Source organism: Acinetobacter sp. SAAs474, assembly GCF_032823475.1.
In the GTDB taxonomy this organism is placed as follows: Bacteria; Pseudomonadota; Gammaproteobacteria; order Pseudomonadales; family Moraxellaceae; genus Acinetobacter.
Genome location: NZ_CP127915.1, coordinates 2,880,075 through 2,896,575, shown reverse-complemented (window position 1 = coordinate 2,896,575; position 16,501 = coordinate 2,880,075). Strand labels below are relative to the sequence as shown.

At 37.9% G+C, this 16,501-nt stretch carries 14 protein-coding genes; 11 read left to right on the top strand and 3 right to left on the bottom strand.

Features of this window, described 5'->3' with window-relative positions:
- The first annotated feature begins 11 nt into the window (after positions 1-11).
- Complete coding sequence (locus QSG86_RS14465) at positions 12-1,475, top strand: right-handed parallel beta-helix repeat-containing protein (protein ID WP_317032143.1); 1,464 nt, start codon at positions 12-14, stop codon at positions 1,473-1,475.
- Positions 1,476-1,534: 59 nt separating this feature from the next.
- Positions 1,535-2,869, top strand: a complete 1,335-nt coding sequence (locus QSG86_RS14460; protein WP_317032142.1) for a carbohydrate porin — start codon at positions 1,535-1,537, stop codon at positions 2,867-2,869.
- A gap of 163 nt (positions 2,870-3,032) precedes the next feature.
- Here the strand turns inward: QSG86_RS14460 and QSG86_RS14455 are convergent, their stop codons facing one another.
- Positions 3,033-4,400 carry a TIGR00341 family protein gene (locus QSG86_RS14455; RefSeq protein ID WP_317032141.1) on the bottom strand — a complete coding sequence of 456 codons (1,368 nt, stop codon included), beginning with the start codon at positions 4,398-4,400 and terminating at the stop codon, positions 3,033-3,035.
- Positions 4,401-5,209: 809 nt separating this feature from the next.
- Between QSG86_RS14455 and QSG86_RS14450 the strand changes: the two genes are divergently transcribed.
- Entirely contained in the window at positions 5,210-7,447 is a 2,238-nt protein-coding gene (locus QSG86_RS14450; protein WP_317032140.1) for an NADP-dependent isocitrate dehydrogenase, read from the top strand.
- 293 nt (positions 7,448-7,740) lie between these two features.
- On the opposite strand, the gene QSG86_RS14445 is transcribed toward QSG86_RS14450, so the two are convergent.
- Both QSG86_RS14445 and QSG86_RS14440 read right to left on the bottom strand, forming a co-directional pair.
- Entirely contained in the window at positions 7,741-8,133 is a 393-nt protein-coding gene (locus QSG86_RS14445; protein ID WP_317032139.1) for a DUF4440 domain-containing protein, read from the bottom strand.
- A gap of 175 nt (positions 8,134-8,308) precedes the next feature.
- Complete coding sequence (locus QSG86_RS14440) at positions 8,309-8,776, bottom strand: MarR family transcriptional regulator (RefSeq protein ID WP_317032138.1); 468 nt, start codon at positions 8,774-8,776, stop codon at positions 8,309-8,311.
- 132 nt (positions 8,777-8,908) lie between these two features.
- Here QSG86_RS14440 and QSG86_RS14435 point away from each other — a divergent pair, with 132 nt between their 5' ends.
- From QSG86_RS14435 to QSG86_RS14400, 8 genes are read left to right on the top strand one after another with little or no spacing between them, the layout of a single operon-like run.
- Complete coding sequence (locus tag QSG86_RS14435; RefSeq protein ID WP_317032137.1) at positions 8,909-10,048, top strand: amidase; 1,140 nt, start codon at positions 8,909-8,911, stop codon at positions 10,046-10,048.
- A gap of 19 nt (positions 10,049-10,067) precedes the next feature.
- Complete coding sequence (locus QSG86_RS14430) at positions 10,068-11,201, top strand: acyl-CoA dehydrogenase family protein (RefSeq protein WP_317032136.1); 1,134 nt, start codon at positions 10,068-10,070, stop codon at positions 11,199-11,201.
- A gap of 29 nt (positions 11,202-11,230) precedes the next feature.
- Positions 11,231-11,758, top strand: a complete 528-nt coding sequence (locus QSG86_RS14425) for a nuclear transport factor 2 family protein (RefSeq protein ID WP_317032135.1) — start codon at positions 11,231-11,233, stop codon at positions 11,756-11,758.
- A 30-nt stretch (positions 11,759-11,788) separates the two neighbouring features.
- Complete coding sequence (locus QSG86_RS14420; protein ID WP_317032134.1) at positions 11,789-13,066, top strand: aromatic ring-hydroxylating dioxygenase subunit alpha; 1,278 nt, start codon at positions 11,789-11,791, stop codon at positions 13,064-13,066.
- A gap of 10 nt (positions 13,067-13,076) precedes the next feature.
- On the top strand, positions 13,077-13,562 hold the full coding sequence (locus QSG86_RS14415) for an aromatic-ring-hydroxylating dioxygenase subunit beta (RefSeq protein WP_317032133.1): 486 nt from the start codon (positions 13,077-13,079) through the stop codon (positions 13,560-13,562).
- Between the two features lie 9 nt (positions 13,563-13,571).
- On the top strand, positions 13,572-14,309 hold the full coding sequence (locus QSG86_RS14410; RefSeq protein ID WP_317032132.1) for an SDR family NAD(P)-dependent oxidoreductase: 738 nt from the start codon (positions 13,572-13,574) through the stop codon (positions 14,307-14,309).
- A 35-nt stretch (positions 14,310-14,344) separates the two neighbouring features.
- Positions 14,345-15,298: a PDR/VanB family oxidoreductase gene (locus tag QSG86_RS14405; protein ID WP_317032131.1), complete on the top strand. Its 954-nt coding sequence runs from the start codon at positions 14,345-14,347 to the stop codon at positions 15,296-15,298.
- Between the two features lie 55 nt (positions 15,299-15,353).
- A complete protein-coding gene (locus QSG86_RS14400; protein WP_317032130.1) occupies positions 15,354-16,322 on the top strand; it encodes a p-hydroxyphenylacetate 3-hydroxylase reductase component in 969 nt (322 codons plus the stop codon).
- The last annotated feature ends 179 nt before the right edge of the window (positions 16,323-16,501 follow it).

The following is a 16,501-nucleotide window of genomic DNA, read 5'->3' as shown; positions in this document are numbered from 1 at the left end:
AGGATTTGAAAATGAAATTATCCATTTTAACTTTGACTACATTGGCATTTTTTCATTTTGCCATGCCAAGCTTGGCCAGTGCAGAAACGTATATTGTTGATCGTTATCAGGATGATACTGCAAAGGGATCATTACGCTGGGCGATTGAACAATCCAATGCACATTCAGCAGCAGAAAATGAGATTCAAATTCAAGCTGTAGGGAAAGCACCCTATATCATTCAATTAAAGCAACCTTTACCGCCAATTAAGTCAGCGGTCAAAATTATTGGAACGGCATGGGCTAAAACTGGTGATTTTACTGTCATTGATGGTTCCTTATATATAAAAGGCGAGGGAGCGAAAGCATGTCCCGGCGCAGATCCATCACAATATGGTACCAATGTCCGTACCACAACCTTACCTGGCTTTGTTTTACAAGATGTGAATGGGGTAACTTTAAAGGGATTGGATATTCACCGTTTTTGTATTGGTGTATTGATTAATCGTTCAAGTCATAATTTGATTCAACATAACCGGATTAGTAATAACTATGGTGGTTCAGGGGTCATGCTCACTGGTGATGATGGTCAGGGTAATCCGACTGCAACGACCACGATCAATAATAAAATTTTGGACAATTTATTCATTGATAATGGGGATGGATTAGAGTTGACGCGTGGAGCTGCTTTTAATTTGGTCGCTAATAATCTTTTTACCTCAACCAAAGCCAACCCAGAACCGTCTCAAGGTATTGAAATTTTATGGGGCAATGACAATATTGTTGTGGGAAATAAATTTGAAAATTATTCCGATGGATTGCAAATTAATTGGGGTAAGCGTAATTATATTGCCTATAACGAACTGACCCGTAATTCAATTGGTTTCAATATTACAGGTGATGGCAATATTTTAGATCGTAATCAAGTGTATGCAAATCGTTTAGGGATTGCTATACGTTCGGAAAAAGACGCCAATGCACGAACTACCTTGACCAAAAACTTGATTTGGGACAATGGTCAAAATATTCAACGTTGTGAAGCTGGAGGCTCTTGTGTTCCAGATCAACGTTTAGGTGCTATTGTTTTTGCTGTACCAGCCCTAGAACATGCTGATTTTGTTGGTTCTCGTGGTGGAGGTGTGATCATTGAGCCTAGCAAACTACAGCACAGCTGTACTCAGCCAGATCAACAAGGTTGCAATGCAATCCCCAATCAAAATATTCAAGCACCTCGCCTAAGTTATCATCAAGGTCAAGTGACAGCGACTATTCAGGCACAGCCAAATCAGCGTTATCAAATTGAGTTTTTTGCTAATGATCAAATACAGGCTCAAGAAGCACAACATTATTTAGGCATGAAAATCGTCACGACCAATGCAAATGGTCAAGCAACCGCGACGTGGAAAGTAACACACAGTATTGGCAATGTAACTGCTAATGTCACCAATCATTTAGGTGCAACCTCTGAGCTCAGTTCAGCGGTTCGGCTGCAATGATTAAAAACTGCATGGAAAGCTCATATCACGAGAGTGTAAACAAAAAAGGATATTTGAGAATGCAAAAAACTGGATTGAAACAAGCGAGTTTAACATTAGGTTTAGTCGCGTTGAGTACCTTAAGTTGTCAATTGGCGACAGCAAATACGTTTTATTCTGTAGATCGTCAATGGTTGTTAGGGGATTGGCAGGGTAAGCGAAAAGATTTAGAGGATCAAGGCTATAAATTTACAGCTTCAATCATGAATGAGACGGCAACCAATTTAGCGGGTGGCTATGATCATGATAGACATGTTGCCAATGCAGCCCAACTTACTTTGGGGATGAACTTTGATTTAAATAAAATTGCCAATTGGAAAAATACCACAGCAGCAATTACGGTAACTAAACGTGATGGTACTGCTTTAACGCTAGATCGTATTAAAGATCCACGTGTGAGTGCATTGGGTAACAGCCAAGAAATTTATGGTCGTGGTAATATTTGGCGTTTAAGCCAAGCTTGGATCAAGACGGGATTTAATGATAACCGACTACAATTTAAGATTGGTCGAATGGGGATGTCTGAAGACTTTAATAGTTCGCAATGTGAGTTTCAGAACCTGTTGCTCTGTGGCGGCCAACTTGGTAAATCCATCGGTTCTATTTGGTATAACTCACCTGTAGGTATATGGGGAACCAATCTTAAATATAACTTTGCACCGGATTGGTCATTCGGTATTGGTGTTTATGAAGTCAATCCTGACAATATTAAAACCGATTCTAATCGTGATGGATTTAATCTTGATATGAATCATGTCGATGGTGCAACGATTCCAGTAGAGTTGGCGTGGAAACCTAAATTGGCAATATTTAATCATTTACCGGGAGAATATAAGTTCGGTGGATTATATTCAACAGCTGATGCCAAAGATGTGCAAAGTGATGAAATACAGGAGAGTAAACATAGTTTCTGGTTTAATGCACAGCAACAACTTACACAGCAAGGTGATGATCCTCAGCGTGGTTTATATATGACAGTCAATGCTGTTGTTAATGATCGTAAGACCACAGCAGTAGAGAGTACCCAGCAATTGGCATTCTGGTATAAAGGCCCATTTGATCATCGTCCTAATGATTCAATTGGTTTGGGTTTTGCCAATTATGTTGTCAATCACCGTTTGACGGATCGTCAAATTGCCATCAATGAAAGTCGTGGTTATTACAGTTATAATGCTACTGCCAGTGATTATGTACCGATTCAGCACGATGAACTTAATATTGAACTCAACTATACTTACCAATGGTCACCCGCTTTAATGCTGAGACCAAATTTACAGTATATTTATCAACCTGCTGGAGTTAAAGCAGTGGATAATGCTTGGGTAGCAGGGCTCAGTGTGAAAGTAAATTTTTAATTGTATCTAGCTAAATCAGTATGATACCGGTGATGCAAAGGATCGTACTTGAGTTTGTTGATCAGCGACTTTAATTTTTTGCTTTCGATAGGTCAATTCGCTATAAATGCGAATTGACCTTGGATGAGTTTGAGTTGTACTGGTGGATGGTTCAATAGAAAAATTATGGACGCAATAAAAAGTTAATCATCACATTATTGGGTTTTGCTCTAACTTTAAACCAGTTTTCAATTCTGGTTTTATCTGCCGCATGTAGGTTTTTTTGACTGTAAATATTGAGTTCAATCAGTTTTTCTTTATTGTCATCTGATGCAACATGAACACCTTGGCCAATAAAAACAGAAACGATGCTTGGATACTGTACTTTAAGTTCTTCAAAAATTTCATCTGCATCGTTAAGCAACGCATTTTCAGTTAAGATTTGATTTTGTAACTTTTGAATCTCTTGGTCTTTTTGTTGTAACGTGGCTTGTGTATTAAAATATAAGTCATTGAGTAAGCCTGACTTTAAAGCAGAGATATCCATATTATTGTTATTGGTCTGATGAACCAATATTTTGGTATTTTCAAGTTTAGATAAAATCAGCTTGGATTTGATTTGGTTGAGTTGTTCTGGCGTAACGTAGGCACCAATCAGTGCAATATCGACAGTGCGTGTATTGGCATTAATTTTAAGGTTGGCAATCTGGGTATCATCATTAGAAAACTCATCATAGACAAATTGAGTGACCGTTGAGGTAAAAATTTCATTTCTGACTAGATTGACCGTTAAATAAGCACTGGGAATTGCGGTTGCAATAGTGATGACAAACAGACTGATTTTAACTTTTTTTTCCAATTGTGGATTGGCGAAATCTACTCGTTTAAGCCGTAAAATACGAATACCAATAATCGTAGATAAGCAAATAAAAACACAATTAATGGCATATAAATATAAGGCACCAACCACAAAATTCCATTGTCCCGTAGCGATCCCAAAACCTGCGGTACATACAGGTGGCATTAAAGCTGTTGCAATGGCAACGCCAGGAATGACATTTGATGTTTCTTTACGAGAAATACCAATAATACCGGCAAAGCCCCCAAATAAGGCAATCAGTACATCCCAAATAGACGGGGAAATACGTGATAACAATTCAGACTGTGCTTCATGTAAGGGTGAAATGACAAAATATAATGTTGACACTAATAAACTAATAATAGTGGCCATCACCAAATTTAATAAAGCATGTTTAAACATACTAAAGTCATAAATTGCCACTCCCAGACCCGCACCCATAATCGGACCCATCAGTGGTGAAATTAACATGGCACCAATAATGACGGCTGGAGAGTTAATATTTAAACCAATAGAGGCCGTTAAAATGGCAAAAATTAAGATCCAAGGGGTTGAGCCTGACAGACTGACGTTATCGGATATGCGACGTATAATTTCATGATCATCGGCTTTATTGGTAAACCAGTTAAATCGACTCAGTAAAAGCTGATTGAGTTTTTGAGTATTATTTAAAAATCCATTATTTTTGTTCATCTATTATTCTCGATTAAACATTAAATGAACAATACTGTATTATGAAGTGAAATGATATAGGATGTATTATTCTAATTGTATGATTATTTTAGATTATTTGAAGAATTATTATTTATTGTGCTAGAGATTATAATTGATATATTTTAAGTCAATATTAGCCATTATAAGGTGATATATAACAATTTTTCTGCCTAGGCATAGTCTGATCATGATTTATGATTTTAGTGTTGTTTTTATGATAAATATACTGAGTAATTATTGAGAATCATGCTCAAAATAATCTGTATATATCTGTTTATAATTGTCGTATTTTAGTATCTTTGACCAGTGAAACTGAGTGATTTTAATCACAATAAGGGTCCATTTATATATTTTATCTTAATGATCGTCCATCGTTAAAAATGCTGAATGTTATTCAAGTGATATATTCTTGATGATTGATCATTAATAAAATTAAATTCTAAACAAGAAAAGGTATATTTATCCTTATGATATTGCATATATTGATTTAAAATACATCTTACAGCGAGTTTAGATATACTTATGTAGTAAAACTTAAATTGAGCCAGTTTGCCATCGAGGACAATTATTGTTGTCAATTGTGTGATCTGATCTTGGTGCGAAAATTATTGGCTTAACTTGTGTTAATATGTATGAATATTAGTCAAAACCACAAGATGAAAAGATATTTCGTTGACTGAAATGAGAGGAAGAACGATACTCTCAACGTTTTATTTAAGCAAACTGGTTCTCTGGAGCTGAGTCATAAGCTCGGCTCTTAAAACTCAATTCAAAGCAAGGGGCTATATATGGCTGGTGGAAAGTCAAAAATCATTTATACACTGACCGATGAGGCGCCATTGTTGGCGACTTATTCTCTACTGCCGATCATTGAGACCTTTACTAAGCCGGCTGGCGTTGAGATTGTTAAAACAGACATCTCAGTTGCTGCACGTGTGCTCGCAGAATTTACAGACTACCTAAGCGACGAGCAGAAGGTGCCTGACAACCTCGCTGAGCTAGGTCGTCTCACACAAGATCCAGAAACTAATATCATTAAACTCCCTAATATTAGTGCATCTGTTGGTCAGTTAATGGCATGTATCAAAGAGCTTCAAGCGAAAGGTTATGCACTTCCTGACTATCCTGAAAATCCAACGACTGAAGAAGAAAAGTCGATCAAGCAACGTTATAGCAAATGTTTAGGTTCTGCTGTAAACCCAGTATTACGTGAAGGTAACTCTGATCGTCGTGCGCCTGCTGCTGTAAAAAATTATGCGAAAAAACATCCACACTCGATGAGTGAATGGAAACAATGGTCACAAACCCATGTTTCTCATATGCAAGAAGGCGACTTCTATCATGGTGAGAAATCAATGACTCTTGATCGTGCTCGTAATGTTAAAATGGAATTAATCACAAACAGTGGTAAAACACTGGTGCTTAAGCCAAAAGTAGCTTTACAAGACGGTGAAATCATTGATTCGATGTTTATGAGTAAAAAAGCGCTTTGCGATTTTTATGAAAAAGAGCTTGAAGATTGTCGTGAAGCAGGCATTTTATTCTCATTACATGTTAAAGCAACGATGATGAAGGTTTCACACCCGATCGTATTTGGTCACTGTGTGAAAATTTATTATAAAGATGCTTTTGAGAAACACGGAAAATTATTTGATGAGCTTGGCATTAACGTGAATAACGGTATGTCAGTGCTTTATGAAAAAATTGAAACTTTACCTGAATCACAACGTGATGAAATTATCCGTGATTTACATGCTTGCCAAGAACATCGTCCTGCATTAGCTATGGTTGATTCTGCTAAAGGAATCACCAACTTCCATTCACCTAATGATATTATTGTTGATGCATCAATGCCAGCAATGATTCGTGGTGGTGGTAAAATGTGGGGTGCTGATGGCAAGCAGTATGATTGTAAAGCAGTGATGCCTGAATCAACATTTGCACGTATTTATCAAGAAATGATTAATTTCTGTAAATGGAATGGTAACTTTGATCCACGCACAATGGGTACAGTACCAAACGTTGGCTTAATGGCACAAAAAGCAGAAGAATACGGTTCACACGATAAAACCTTTGAAATTCCTGAAGCAGGTATTGCCAATATTACTGATCTTGATACTGGTGAAGTATTAATGTCACAAAATGTTGAAGCGGGCGATATCTGGCGTATGTGTCAGGTAAAAGATGCACCAATTCGTGATTGGGTTAAGTTGGCGGTAACACGTGCGCGTAATTCTGGTATGCCAGCAATCTTCTGGTTAGACCCATACCGCCCGCATGAAAATGAATTAATCAAGAAAGTAGAAAAATACTTGAAAGATTATGACACTACAGGTCTTGATATTCATATCATGTCACAAGTTCGTGCAATGCGTTATACGCTTGAGCGTGTTGCTCGTGGTCTTGATACCATTTCTGTAACGGGTAATATTTTACGTGATTACTTAACAGATTTATTCCCAATTATGGAATTGGGTACTTCAGCTAAAATGCTGTCTATTGTGCCATTAATGGCAGGTGGCGGTATGTACGAAACGGGTGCAGGCGGTTCAGCACCTAAACACGTACAACAATTGGTTGAAGAAAACCACTTACGTTGGGATTCTTTAGGTGAGTTTCTTGCATTAGCCGTTTCTTTAGAAGAATTGGGCATTAAAGAAAATAACGCACGTGCAAAATTGCTTGCCAAGACACTTGATCAGGCAACAGGTATGTTATTAGACAATAATAAGTCACCATCACGCCGTACAGGTGAGCTGGATAACCGTGGTAGCCACTTCTATTTAGCGTTATATTGGGCAGAAGCACTTGCAGCACAAGATGAAGATGCTGAACTTAAAGCTAAATTTACTGTATTGGCAAAAACCTTGGCTGAAAATGAGCAAAAAATTATTGCTGAATTAGAGCAGGTGCAAGGTCAGGCAGTTGAAATTGGTGGTTATTACGCTATCGATCCTGTTAAGGTAAATGCGGTTATGCGTCCGAGCGCTACACTGAATCAAGCATTGGAAAGTCTTTCAGCTTAAGCGAAGACTGACTACGTCAATACATGATTGGCGTAGTGATCAGCACTAAATTTGAGTGTAATACCTCTTAAAACAGATATTCTATATGTGTTTTTAAGGGGTATTTTTTTATGCTATTTGCATCCATCTCATGATGAATAATCACACTATAAAGCTATACCGAGCAAGCAACAGATTGAGTATAGCCGTGGTTTTGATCTAAAAAATAGCGCAATACTATAGAAAATCCACTGCGGTCTTAGCGATTTTCACTATCCATCAATTGCTGTTATTGGATGATCAGAAGCTAAGCTTTAAGCTAAAAATGTTTCCTGTAAATAACGCCACTGCATTTTTCCATCAATTTCTTCAATTAAAGCACAAGAATGACGAATTAATGTACCAGTGCTTTTGCTATGTTTTTCGGTATAAGTTAAAACAATTGCATTGTCTTGTTGTAATATAATTTTTTCATCGTAGATTTCAATTTTAATATCGGGCATTTTGGCTTGATTTTGGATAAATAACTGTTGTACTTGTTCTAATGTTAAGCATTTACCGGCTGCACCAATCATGGTGAAATCTGTAGAAAAATGTGCAGATAATAAAGCCAGATCTTCTGCTACATGTGTACCAGTAAAAATTTTTTCGATGAGTACATGCATCGTATGAATACTATTGAGTGCTTTTTCAGCCGAAAGTGCCATGGTTTACATCCTTGAATGATTAATCAAAATACCATAATAAATCAAAATTACATGTAAAATTCAATATAATTATTGAAATATTTTAGGATGCTGAATGAATTGGAAGTAAAAATAACTCAATTATGAATGAGTTATTTTTGCTTATGGTCTATGAATATGAATGATGCTACTGATTTTAATTGGAAGGCATAAGGTTAAATAGTTTCTTCATTTGTGCATTGAGTTGTATTAATTCTTCATCATTAAATGAATTTAAGATCCCAGAAAGTGTCACAGAGCAAATTTGATTGATTTGTTCAACCAGTAATAATCCTTTATCTGTCAGCTTGACCATTGAAATACGTTCATCTGATACTGAAGAAAATACCTCAACAATATCATCTTCAACTAGACGGTAAATCGCTTTGGTTGCGGTGGTCAGTTTGATGGTGGATAAGTTGGCAATATCAGTAATACTGGCTTCTCTAAGTGCATTTGTACTTAAAATAATTTTACGTCGAGTATTGTCTATACCTAGTTTTTTAATAGATTTTTCAATAAGTTGTGTATATTTTCCATTCACTTGTGAAATCCAGAAAAAGGGATAGTTTTGTAAACTCCCTGGCTCGCTATTGGGTAAGAAATGTTCTAAATGAGTTAGCATGATCGCAGTATAATTAATGAAGATGAGGCGCATTATACAAAAAAAAATATTATTTTAATGCCATAAAAAACTTGACAAAGCGCTAACTTGTCCTAATATTGTAATTAGAAATAAAAATACATGGAAAAGTGAATGAATATTATTACGCAAGATCTGCAGATTGGGTCAGGAAGACTCAATGTGATGATCAAGGATTCAATCGATATTCAAGGATTTAAAACGACATTGGCCAGTAAGGCAATGGAAAATACCATACCAGCCGCAAAAAATGCCACGGTGGTAGAACGTATTTTGGCGGCAGACTGTCAAATTACGGCCAAAACTAATTTGCATGAATTGGCATTTGGTATTACTGGAATTAATGATGCGTTTGGTACGGCCATCAATCCCAAATATCCACAATTGATTCCGGGTGGTTCTTCAAGTGGTTCAGCTGCTGCAGTTGCGGCACAATTGGCTGATTTTACTTTAGGAACAGATACCGGTGGTTCCATTCGTATGCCAGCAGCATGTTGTGGTGTGTTTGGTTTAAAACCAACCTTTGATCGTATCAGTCGTTGTGGTATTCATCCGCAATATAGTTCTTTAGATTGCGTGGGTCCATTGGCCAATTCAGTTGAGATGATTGAAACGGCAATGCAAATTATTGATCCAAGTTTTGTTATCGCAGCAGCAATCACGCAAGCACCTAAGTTGGCATACTTGGCTGTCAGTGCAACAGAAGAAGTTTATCAGACGATTATGGATTATTTAACACAAGCCGGATTACAACCAGACTGTGTTGATGTGATATTTTTTGATGATGCATTTGAGGCCGGAATGCATATGATTAATTTTGAAAACTGGCAAGCCTATCATGCTTTGACTCAAACTGGTCTTGTGGGTGTAGATGTCAACACACGCTTATTGGCTGCAGCCGAAACTACGCAGCAACAAGTCGAACAGGCACAGCGTATTAAACTTAAATTTAGCCAAGAAATAGATGCATTATTGGCAGAGTATGATGCCTTGGTATTGCCAACTTTAGCACAGACACCACCCAAGCTGGTCGATGCCAAACAAGATGCTGGTTTATTAAATTTAACCAAGCTGGTGCGACCATTTAATTTATCAGGTCATCCTGCGATCTCAATCCCTTTGATAAGCCAACAAAATTTACCAGTTGGTTTACAAATTATTGCATCTCATTATGCAGATGAAAAGCTATGTGCCATTGCTCAATTTATTGTACAGGCAGCAGCAAGTCATAAGGAGTTGATGAGTGATGAATAAATATACACAGGAGTGTGTGATGGATAATTCTCTTACTTTAGAGCATTTATGCCAAGAAATTCGTGAGCGTGCATGTCGTGGAGAGTTTGATGATCAAGCCTATGTCAGTCAAGATATCATTGCCAAATTAAAACAGATTGGTGTTTATCGTGCACTTGTTCCCAAACGTTTTGGTGGCAATGAGATATCACCACGTGAATTTTGTCATTTGATTGAAAGACTTTCCATGGCTGATGGCTCAGTGGGATGGGTGGCTAGTTTTGGTATGAGCCCAGCCTATTTAGGGGGCTTACCAGAGGCAACATTAGCTCAGTTATATCAAAAATCTCCTGATATTGTTTTTGCAGGGGGGATTTTTCCACCACAACCTGCGGATATTACCGATCAAGGCGTTATCGTCAAAGGACGCTGGAAATTTTCCAGTGGTTGCTTGGGAGCCGATGTTGTGGGTGTTGGAATTTCTCCACAAAAAGATCATCAATCAAAGGGCTTACCTTGCATGGCAGTGATCCCTGCCAATCAAGTGAAGATTGAAATGACCTGGGATACTGTGGGTTTAAAAGGTACTGGTAGTCACGATTTAATTGTAGACAACGTATTGGTGGCTAAAGAGTGGATTTTTGTACGTGGTGAGGCATCAAAATTGCCTGAGCCTTTCTTTAGATATCCCGCATTATCACTGGCAACACAGGTCTTGGCTGTGGTTGGAATTGGTGTGGCTGCTGCTGCTTTGGAAGAATTTCGTCAACTCGCCCCAGCAAAATCATCGATTACAGGCGGTGCAGAAATTGCCAGCCGTCCTGTAACCCAATATGAATTTGCACAAGCTGAGGCTGAGTTTAAGGCAGCACGGACTTGGTTTTACCAAACCATGGATACAGTATGGCATGAAATTATTGCGGATCGTAAGCCAACAGAAGCGCAAATTAGTGATATGCGTTTGTCTTGTACACATGCAGTGCGTGTGGCTGCGCAAGTGGCACGCAAGATGCAAATGTTAGCCGGCATGACTGCAATTTATACCAATAATATATTTAGCCGTTTTGTGAATGATACCAATGTCGTCACTCAACATGCATTCATGGGCGATGCAACTTTACAAAATGCAGGTTTGGTCAGCTTTGGTTTAAAACCAGCACCTGGTTATTTATAACGTGTTTCAATCATAAGCAGGGAATAACTATGCAAGTTGAAACGGATTTTTCCACTGTATTAAAACGCTTGGCTGCATTAGAAGCTCAAGTTGCAATTCGGGCCTGTATACATCGTTATATGCAGATTTGCGATCATTTAAATTCACATACGCCTTTAAATGAGCTGATGGATTTATTTGATCTTGACAGTATATGGGAAGGTATTGGTGAGAAATATCAAAAAGCTTTTGGCTGTTATCGTGGTTATGACGAGATTTATGCCATGTTTAAAAGTTATACCCACCAGCACGCACATTTTGTCATGAATGCACATTTTTTAAGCTCCGAGCAAATTGATGTTGATGATACACAAGCGACTGCATCGTGGCTTATGTTACAGACTTCAACCTTTATGGATGGACGTAGTCATTTAAATGCAGCGCAATTAACCGTGAAGTTTCAACAACAGCCCGATGGCGTATGGAAAATCAAGCATTTTCAAACTGAAAATATTTTTAGTCGTCCAATATCTCATTGGAATAGTGACGCAGAATTACCCGTACCCACGCAAAAATAACCCAAGGACAATTGAATAAGGATAATGGAAATGAATAGTCGTATTCCAATGCAAAATATTGATATTAATTATAATGAACTGGTGCAAAGCGATAGAGTTCACACCTCTTTATATAAAGATGCACAAATTTTTCAAGATGAAATGGAAAAAATTTATTATAGCACCTGGGTATGGGTTGCTCATAGCAGTGAAATTCCTGATGCAGGTAGCTATAAAACCATCAACATTGGCCAACAACCTGTGATTGTGGTTCGTGATCGTAAAAAAAATCTGCATGTATTGCTGAATCGTTGTCGTCATCGTGCTGCCACAGTGTGTGAACATAAAAAAGGTAAAACCAATAGTTTTGTTTGCCCATATCATGGTTGGAGTTATGCCTTAGATGGAAGTTTACGAGGTGTTCCATCTCCAGGCAGTTATGCAGAATGTTTGGATAAAGCCGAATTTCCTTTGGTTAGCCTACGCGTTGAAGAATATAACGGTATGATTTTTGCCACATTTAAAGACGATATCGAGCCTCTAGTTGACTTCTTGGGACCTGCAAAAAAATGGATTGATCTATTTATGAAACAAGGTGCTGGTTATCCAATTAAAGTATTGGGCGAGCATCGTTTTAAATTCCCAGGCAATTGGAAAATCCAACTCGAAAATACCACAGATGCCTATCATTTTCCTCTGGTACATAAATCCTTTTTAAGTTCAGTCGATGAAAAAACAGAAGCCTTATTTAATTTTGAAACTCAGCCGGGCTATGTAGAAGATCTCGGTCATGGTCATAGTGTGATGGTGATGATTCCTGAATTGGTCGATTTAGAAGAAGATTTAATGGAGCGTCCAATTCAAGAACGTTTTGAGGATTTAGCTCAGGCCTTACGTGATGAGGGGCATGAAGAGCTTGCTGTGCGCCGTATTGTTCGTGCAGTAGGAGGATCTGGCTTTAATTTAAATTTATTTCCAAATATTGCATGTTCAATGGCTTTTTTCCGTGTGATGCAACCCGTTTCAGTTGATGAAACTGAAATTCATCATGCCGTGATTACGATGGATGGTGGTCCACAAATTGCCAATCAGTATCGCTTACGTTTACATGAACATTTTCAAGGACCATTTGGTTTTGGTACGCCAGATGATGCAGAAGCTTGGGAACGTGTGCAACATGGTGCTCAAGCAGGAAATGACTTATGGATCATGCTCAATCGTGGTTTAGCAGGTGAAGTGAAAACTGCAGATGGTTTAAAAAGTGATGTCAGTGCAGAAACAGGGATGCGTGCTGCATATCAGCAATGGAAAAAGTTAATGACGGCTTAAGGAGAGAGCAATGAATATTGATTTAAATTTATTTAACCAAGTGACGGCATTTATTTGGGCTGAAGCGGATATGTTGGATCATGCTGAGCATGAAAGTTGGTTAAAGTTATGGGATGAAGCTGGACTATATATTATTCCGATTGATCCAAGCCTCACGGATTATGAAAATCATTTGAACTATGCCTATGACAACCATCATATGCGTCAATTACGGGTTGAACGTCTCGAGAATGGAGAAGCAATTTCAACTTCTCCTCGTGCACATACGGTGCGCAGTGTTTCTCGTATCCGTATTCTTCAAGATTGTGACGGTGAAATCGTATTACGCTGTGCACAAAATTTACGTGAATTTCGTAAGGAAAATTTAAAGCATTATAGTGCCGATATTACATTCCATCTGGTTCGTGATACTGAAACTGGATTTAAAATTCAACGCAAAATTATTAATTTAATTAATTCTACCGATACCTTGGCTGGGATCAGTTATATTCTTTAGGAGTCATATATGCAACAGATTGTTTTGGTGACTGGTGCTGCATCGGGTTTGGGTTTAGTCATTGCTGAATATTTTGCCAGTCAAGGTCATCAGGTGATTTTATCTGCAAGTACATTAGAAAAAGCTGAACAAGCTAAAGCACAAAGTGCTTATGCAGATCACCTGTTTCCTTTAAAACTGGATATTTCACAACCAGCAGATTTTCATGCTGCACGACAATGGATTGAGCAAAAATTTAGTCAATTAGATGTATTAATTAATAATGCCACAGTGACGCAAGCGACAGCTGTTTTAGATATTAGTGCAGCAGAATTTGATCATGTCACACAGGTGAATCAACGTGGAACTTTCCAAGCATGTCAAATTATCGGGCAGTATATGGCCCAGCAAGGATATGGACGAATCATTAATATTGCTTCATTGGCAGGACAAAATGGTGGAACGGCTACAGGTGCACATTATGCTGCAACGAAAGGTGCCATCATTACCTTAACGAAAATTTTTGCCAAAGAATTTGCAGCTCAAGGGGTTACGGTGAATGCAATTGCGCCAGGGCCGATGGAGTCTGTAATTGTACATCGAGTGGTATCTGAAGAAAGAATGAGACAATTTATTGATAATATTCCTGTTAAGTCATTGGGAAGTATGGAATTTATTGCAGAAACTTGTGCATTATTGGCGAGCCCGAATGCAAGTTTTGTGACTGGTGCGACATGGGATATCAATGGAGGATTGTTTATGCGTTAAGCAGACTGCTTTGCGTATAATCAAAGGGGATCATTATGACCACACATTATGATGTGATTGTTAAAAAACGCCATGTTGAAGGTGAAAATATTGCCATTATTGAATTTGAGTCCAGCAATACATTGCCATTACCTCAAGTTGAAGCGGGTGCACATATTGATGTTTATTTACCCAATGGCATGGTCCGTCAATATTCCTTGTGTCAAAATCCAAGTCAAAAGGGCGTTTTTCGTTTAGGAGTTTTACGTGATCCTGAATCAAGAGGCGGTTCTATCGCTGCTTTTCATGATTTAACGGTAGGGACACAGCTTCAAGTTAGTGCGCCAAAAAATTTATTTCCGTTATTGCCTGCTCAGCATACTGTTTTAATTGGTGGTGGTATTGGTATTACACCTTTGATTACTATGGCCTATCAATTGGCCGCACAGGGAGCTTCTTTTGAGCTACATTATTGTGGTTCAAGTCCTGAGCACTGTGCATTCATTGATGAAATCCAAAATAGTATATTTGCATCATCGACAGTATTTCATTTTAAATCACAAGGTGCGAATCATCGTGAATTTTTTCAGTCAGCAATACAGCATCTTGATGCACAGAGTCATATTTATACCTGTGGACCTCAAGGGTTTATGGACTGGATTGTCAATTTAGCCACAGCCCAACATTTTCCAGCCTCACAAATTCATCAAGAATATTTTCAACTTGATATTGATACCAGTGGTGATTGTTTCGAGGTGGTTGCAGCACGTAGTGATAAAAGAATTACGGTACATCATGACGAAACAATTTTACAAGCACTGGCACGTGAGGGGATTGAGATTGAAATGTCTTGCGAGCAAGGTGTCTGTGGTACCTGTATGTGTGATGTGATCGAAGGTGAGATTGATCATCGCGATGTTTATTTTACTGATGAAGAAAAGGCCAGTAATGAACAAATCTTAGTGTGTTGTTCACGTGCTAAATCGAGTTGTTTAATTCTCGATATTTAAATCATAACATCAGAATTATGATTGAGAAAGAACGTGAAAAAATGAGGAGAAAAAAATGAATACATTAAAAGCCATGGATGATATCGCGATTGATCCAATCAAATTTAGACGTGCTTTGGGTAATTTTGCGACTGGCGTGACGATTATGACTGCACAAAATGCTTCGGGTGAAAAAGTCGGGGTAACAGCAAACAGTTTTAACTCCGTTTCTTTAGATCCTCCTTTGATTCTTTGGAGTATTGATAAGAATTCATCGAGTTTTCCAGTTTTTCAACAGGCATCGCACTTTACAGTTAATGTCTTGTCTGGTTCGCAAATTGAACTGTCGAATAAGTTTGCACGCCGTAATGCCGATAAATATGAAGGTACACGTTATCGTGAGGGTGCAGGTAAGGCACCTGTTTTAGAACAATGTTCGGCTATCTTTGAGTGCGAACGCTATCAGGTGCTAGAGGGGGGCGATCATTGGATTATTATTGGTAAGGTGGTTGATTTTCACGATGAAGGACGTAGCCCTTTGGTATATCACCAAGGTGCATATTCTGCTGTTATTCAACATCCATTATTACAAGTCAAAGATCAGGCCACAACTGAGCAAAGTATGGATGACATGCATCATGGCCATTTACAGAATAACGTCTGTTATCTGATGAGCAGGGCATTTAAATTTTATCAAACGGACTACATTCCTAAACAATTAGTAACGGGTTTTCGGACCAGTGAAGCACGTTTATTGTTGGTTCTTGGTAGTGGTACCGCCTCTCAAAAAGCGGATTTACCACGTGATATTGCAATGCCAATGCATCAGGTTGAACAAGCAGCATCCATTTTAGAAAAAGATGGTTTATTGATTGAAAAAAATGGATTTTATCAACTGACTGAGCAAGGAAAAAAAACAGCACATTATTTATTTGAAATTGCAGATTGTCATCAAAATGAGGTGTTTAAAAAATATTCTGCACAGGAACAAGAAACCTTTATTAAAATTTTAAGAGATGTGGCAGGAATTGCATCAAACAAATAGATGAATAGGGTCAAACTAAATCATCATGTCGTTTGAGTTGGATAAATAATCGGACTTCAATCACTGTTTTAATGATGTTGGTGATATTTAGTTCATGATTATTTTAAATTTAGCTGATCTATCTAAATTTTCTTTTAATTCTTAAGTTTTTGATATTTATTAACTATTTGTAATGAGTA

Bases quoted from the DNA above. Each gene is read 5' to 3' on its own strand.
- QSG86_RS14465 (WP_317032143.1), top strand. From the start codon at position 12: ATGAAATTATCCATTTTAACTTTGACTACATTGGCATTTTTTCATTTT.
- QSG86_RS14460 (WP_317032142.1), top strand. From the start codon at position 1,535: ATGCAAAAAACTGGATTGAAACAAGCGAGTTTAACATTAGGTTTAGTC.
- QSG86_RS14455 (WP_317032141.1), bottom strand. From the start codon at position 4,400: ATGAACAAAAATAATGGATTTTTAAATAATACTCAAAAACTCAATCAG.
- QSG86_RS14450 (WP_317032140.1), top strand. From the start codon at position 5,210: ATGGCTGGTGGAAAGTCAAAAATCATTTATACACTGACCGATGAGGCG.
- QSG86_RS14445 (WP_317032139.1), bottom strand. From the start codon at position 8,133: ATGGCACTTTCGGCTGAAAAAGCACTCAATAGTATTCATACGATGCAT.
- QSG86_RS14440 (WP_317032138.1), bottom strand. From the start codon at position 8,776: ATGCTAACTCATTTAGAACATTTCTTACCCAATAGCGAGCCAGGGAGT.
- QSG86_RS14435 (WP_317032137.1), top strand. From the start codon at position 8,909: ATGAATATTATTACGCAAGATCTGCAGATTGGGTCAGGAAGACTCAAT.
- QSG86_RS14430 (WP_317032136.1), top strand. From the start codon at position 10,068: ATGGATAATTCTCTTACTTTAGAGCATTTATGCCAAGAAATTCGTGAG.
- QSG86_RS14425 (WP_317032135.1), top strand. From the start codon at position 11,231: ATGCAAGTTGAAACGGATTTTTCCACTGTATTAAAACGCTTGGCTGCA.
- QSG86_RS14420 (WP_317032134.1), top strand. From the start codon at position 11,789: ATGAATAGTCGTATTCCAATGCAAAATATTGATATTAATTATAATGAA.
- QSG86_RS14415 (WP_317032133.1), top strand. From the start codon at position 13,077: ATGAATATTGATTTAAATTTATTTAACCAAGTGACGGCATTTATTTGG.
- QSG86_RS14410 (WP_317032132.1), top strand. From the start codon at position 13,572: ATGCAACAGATTGTTTTGGTGACTGGTGCTGCATCGGGTTTGGGTTTA.
- QSG86_RS14405 (WP_317032131.1), top strand. From the start codon at position 14,345: ATGACCACACATTATGATGTGATTGTTAAAAAACGCCATGTTGAAGGT.
- QSG86_RS14400 (WP_317032130.1), top strand. From the start codon at position 15,354: ATGAATACATTAAAAGCCATGGATGATATCGCGATTGATCCAATCAAA.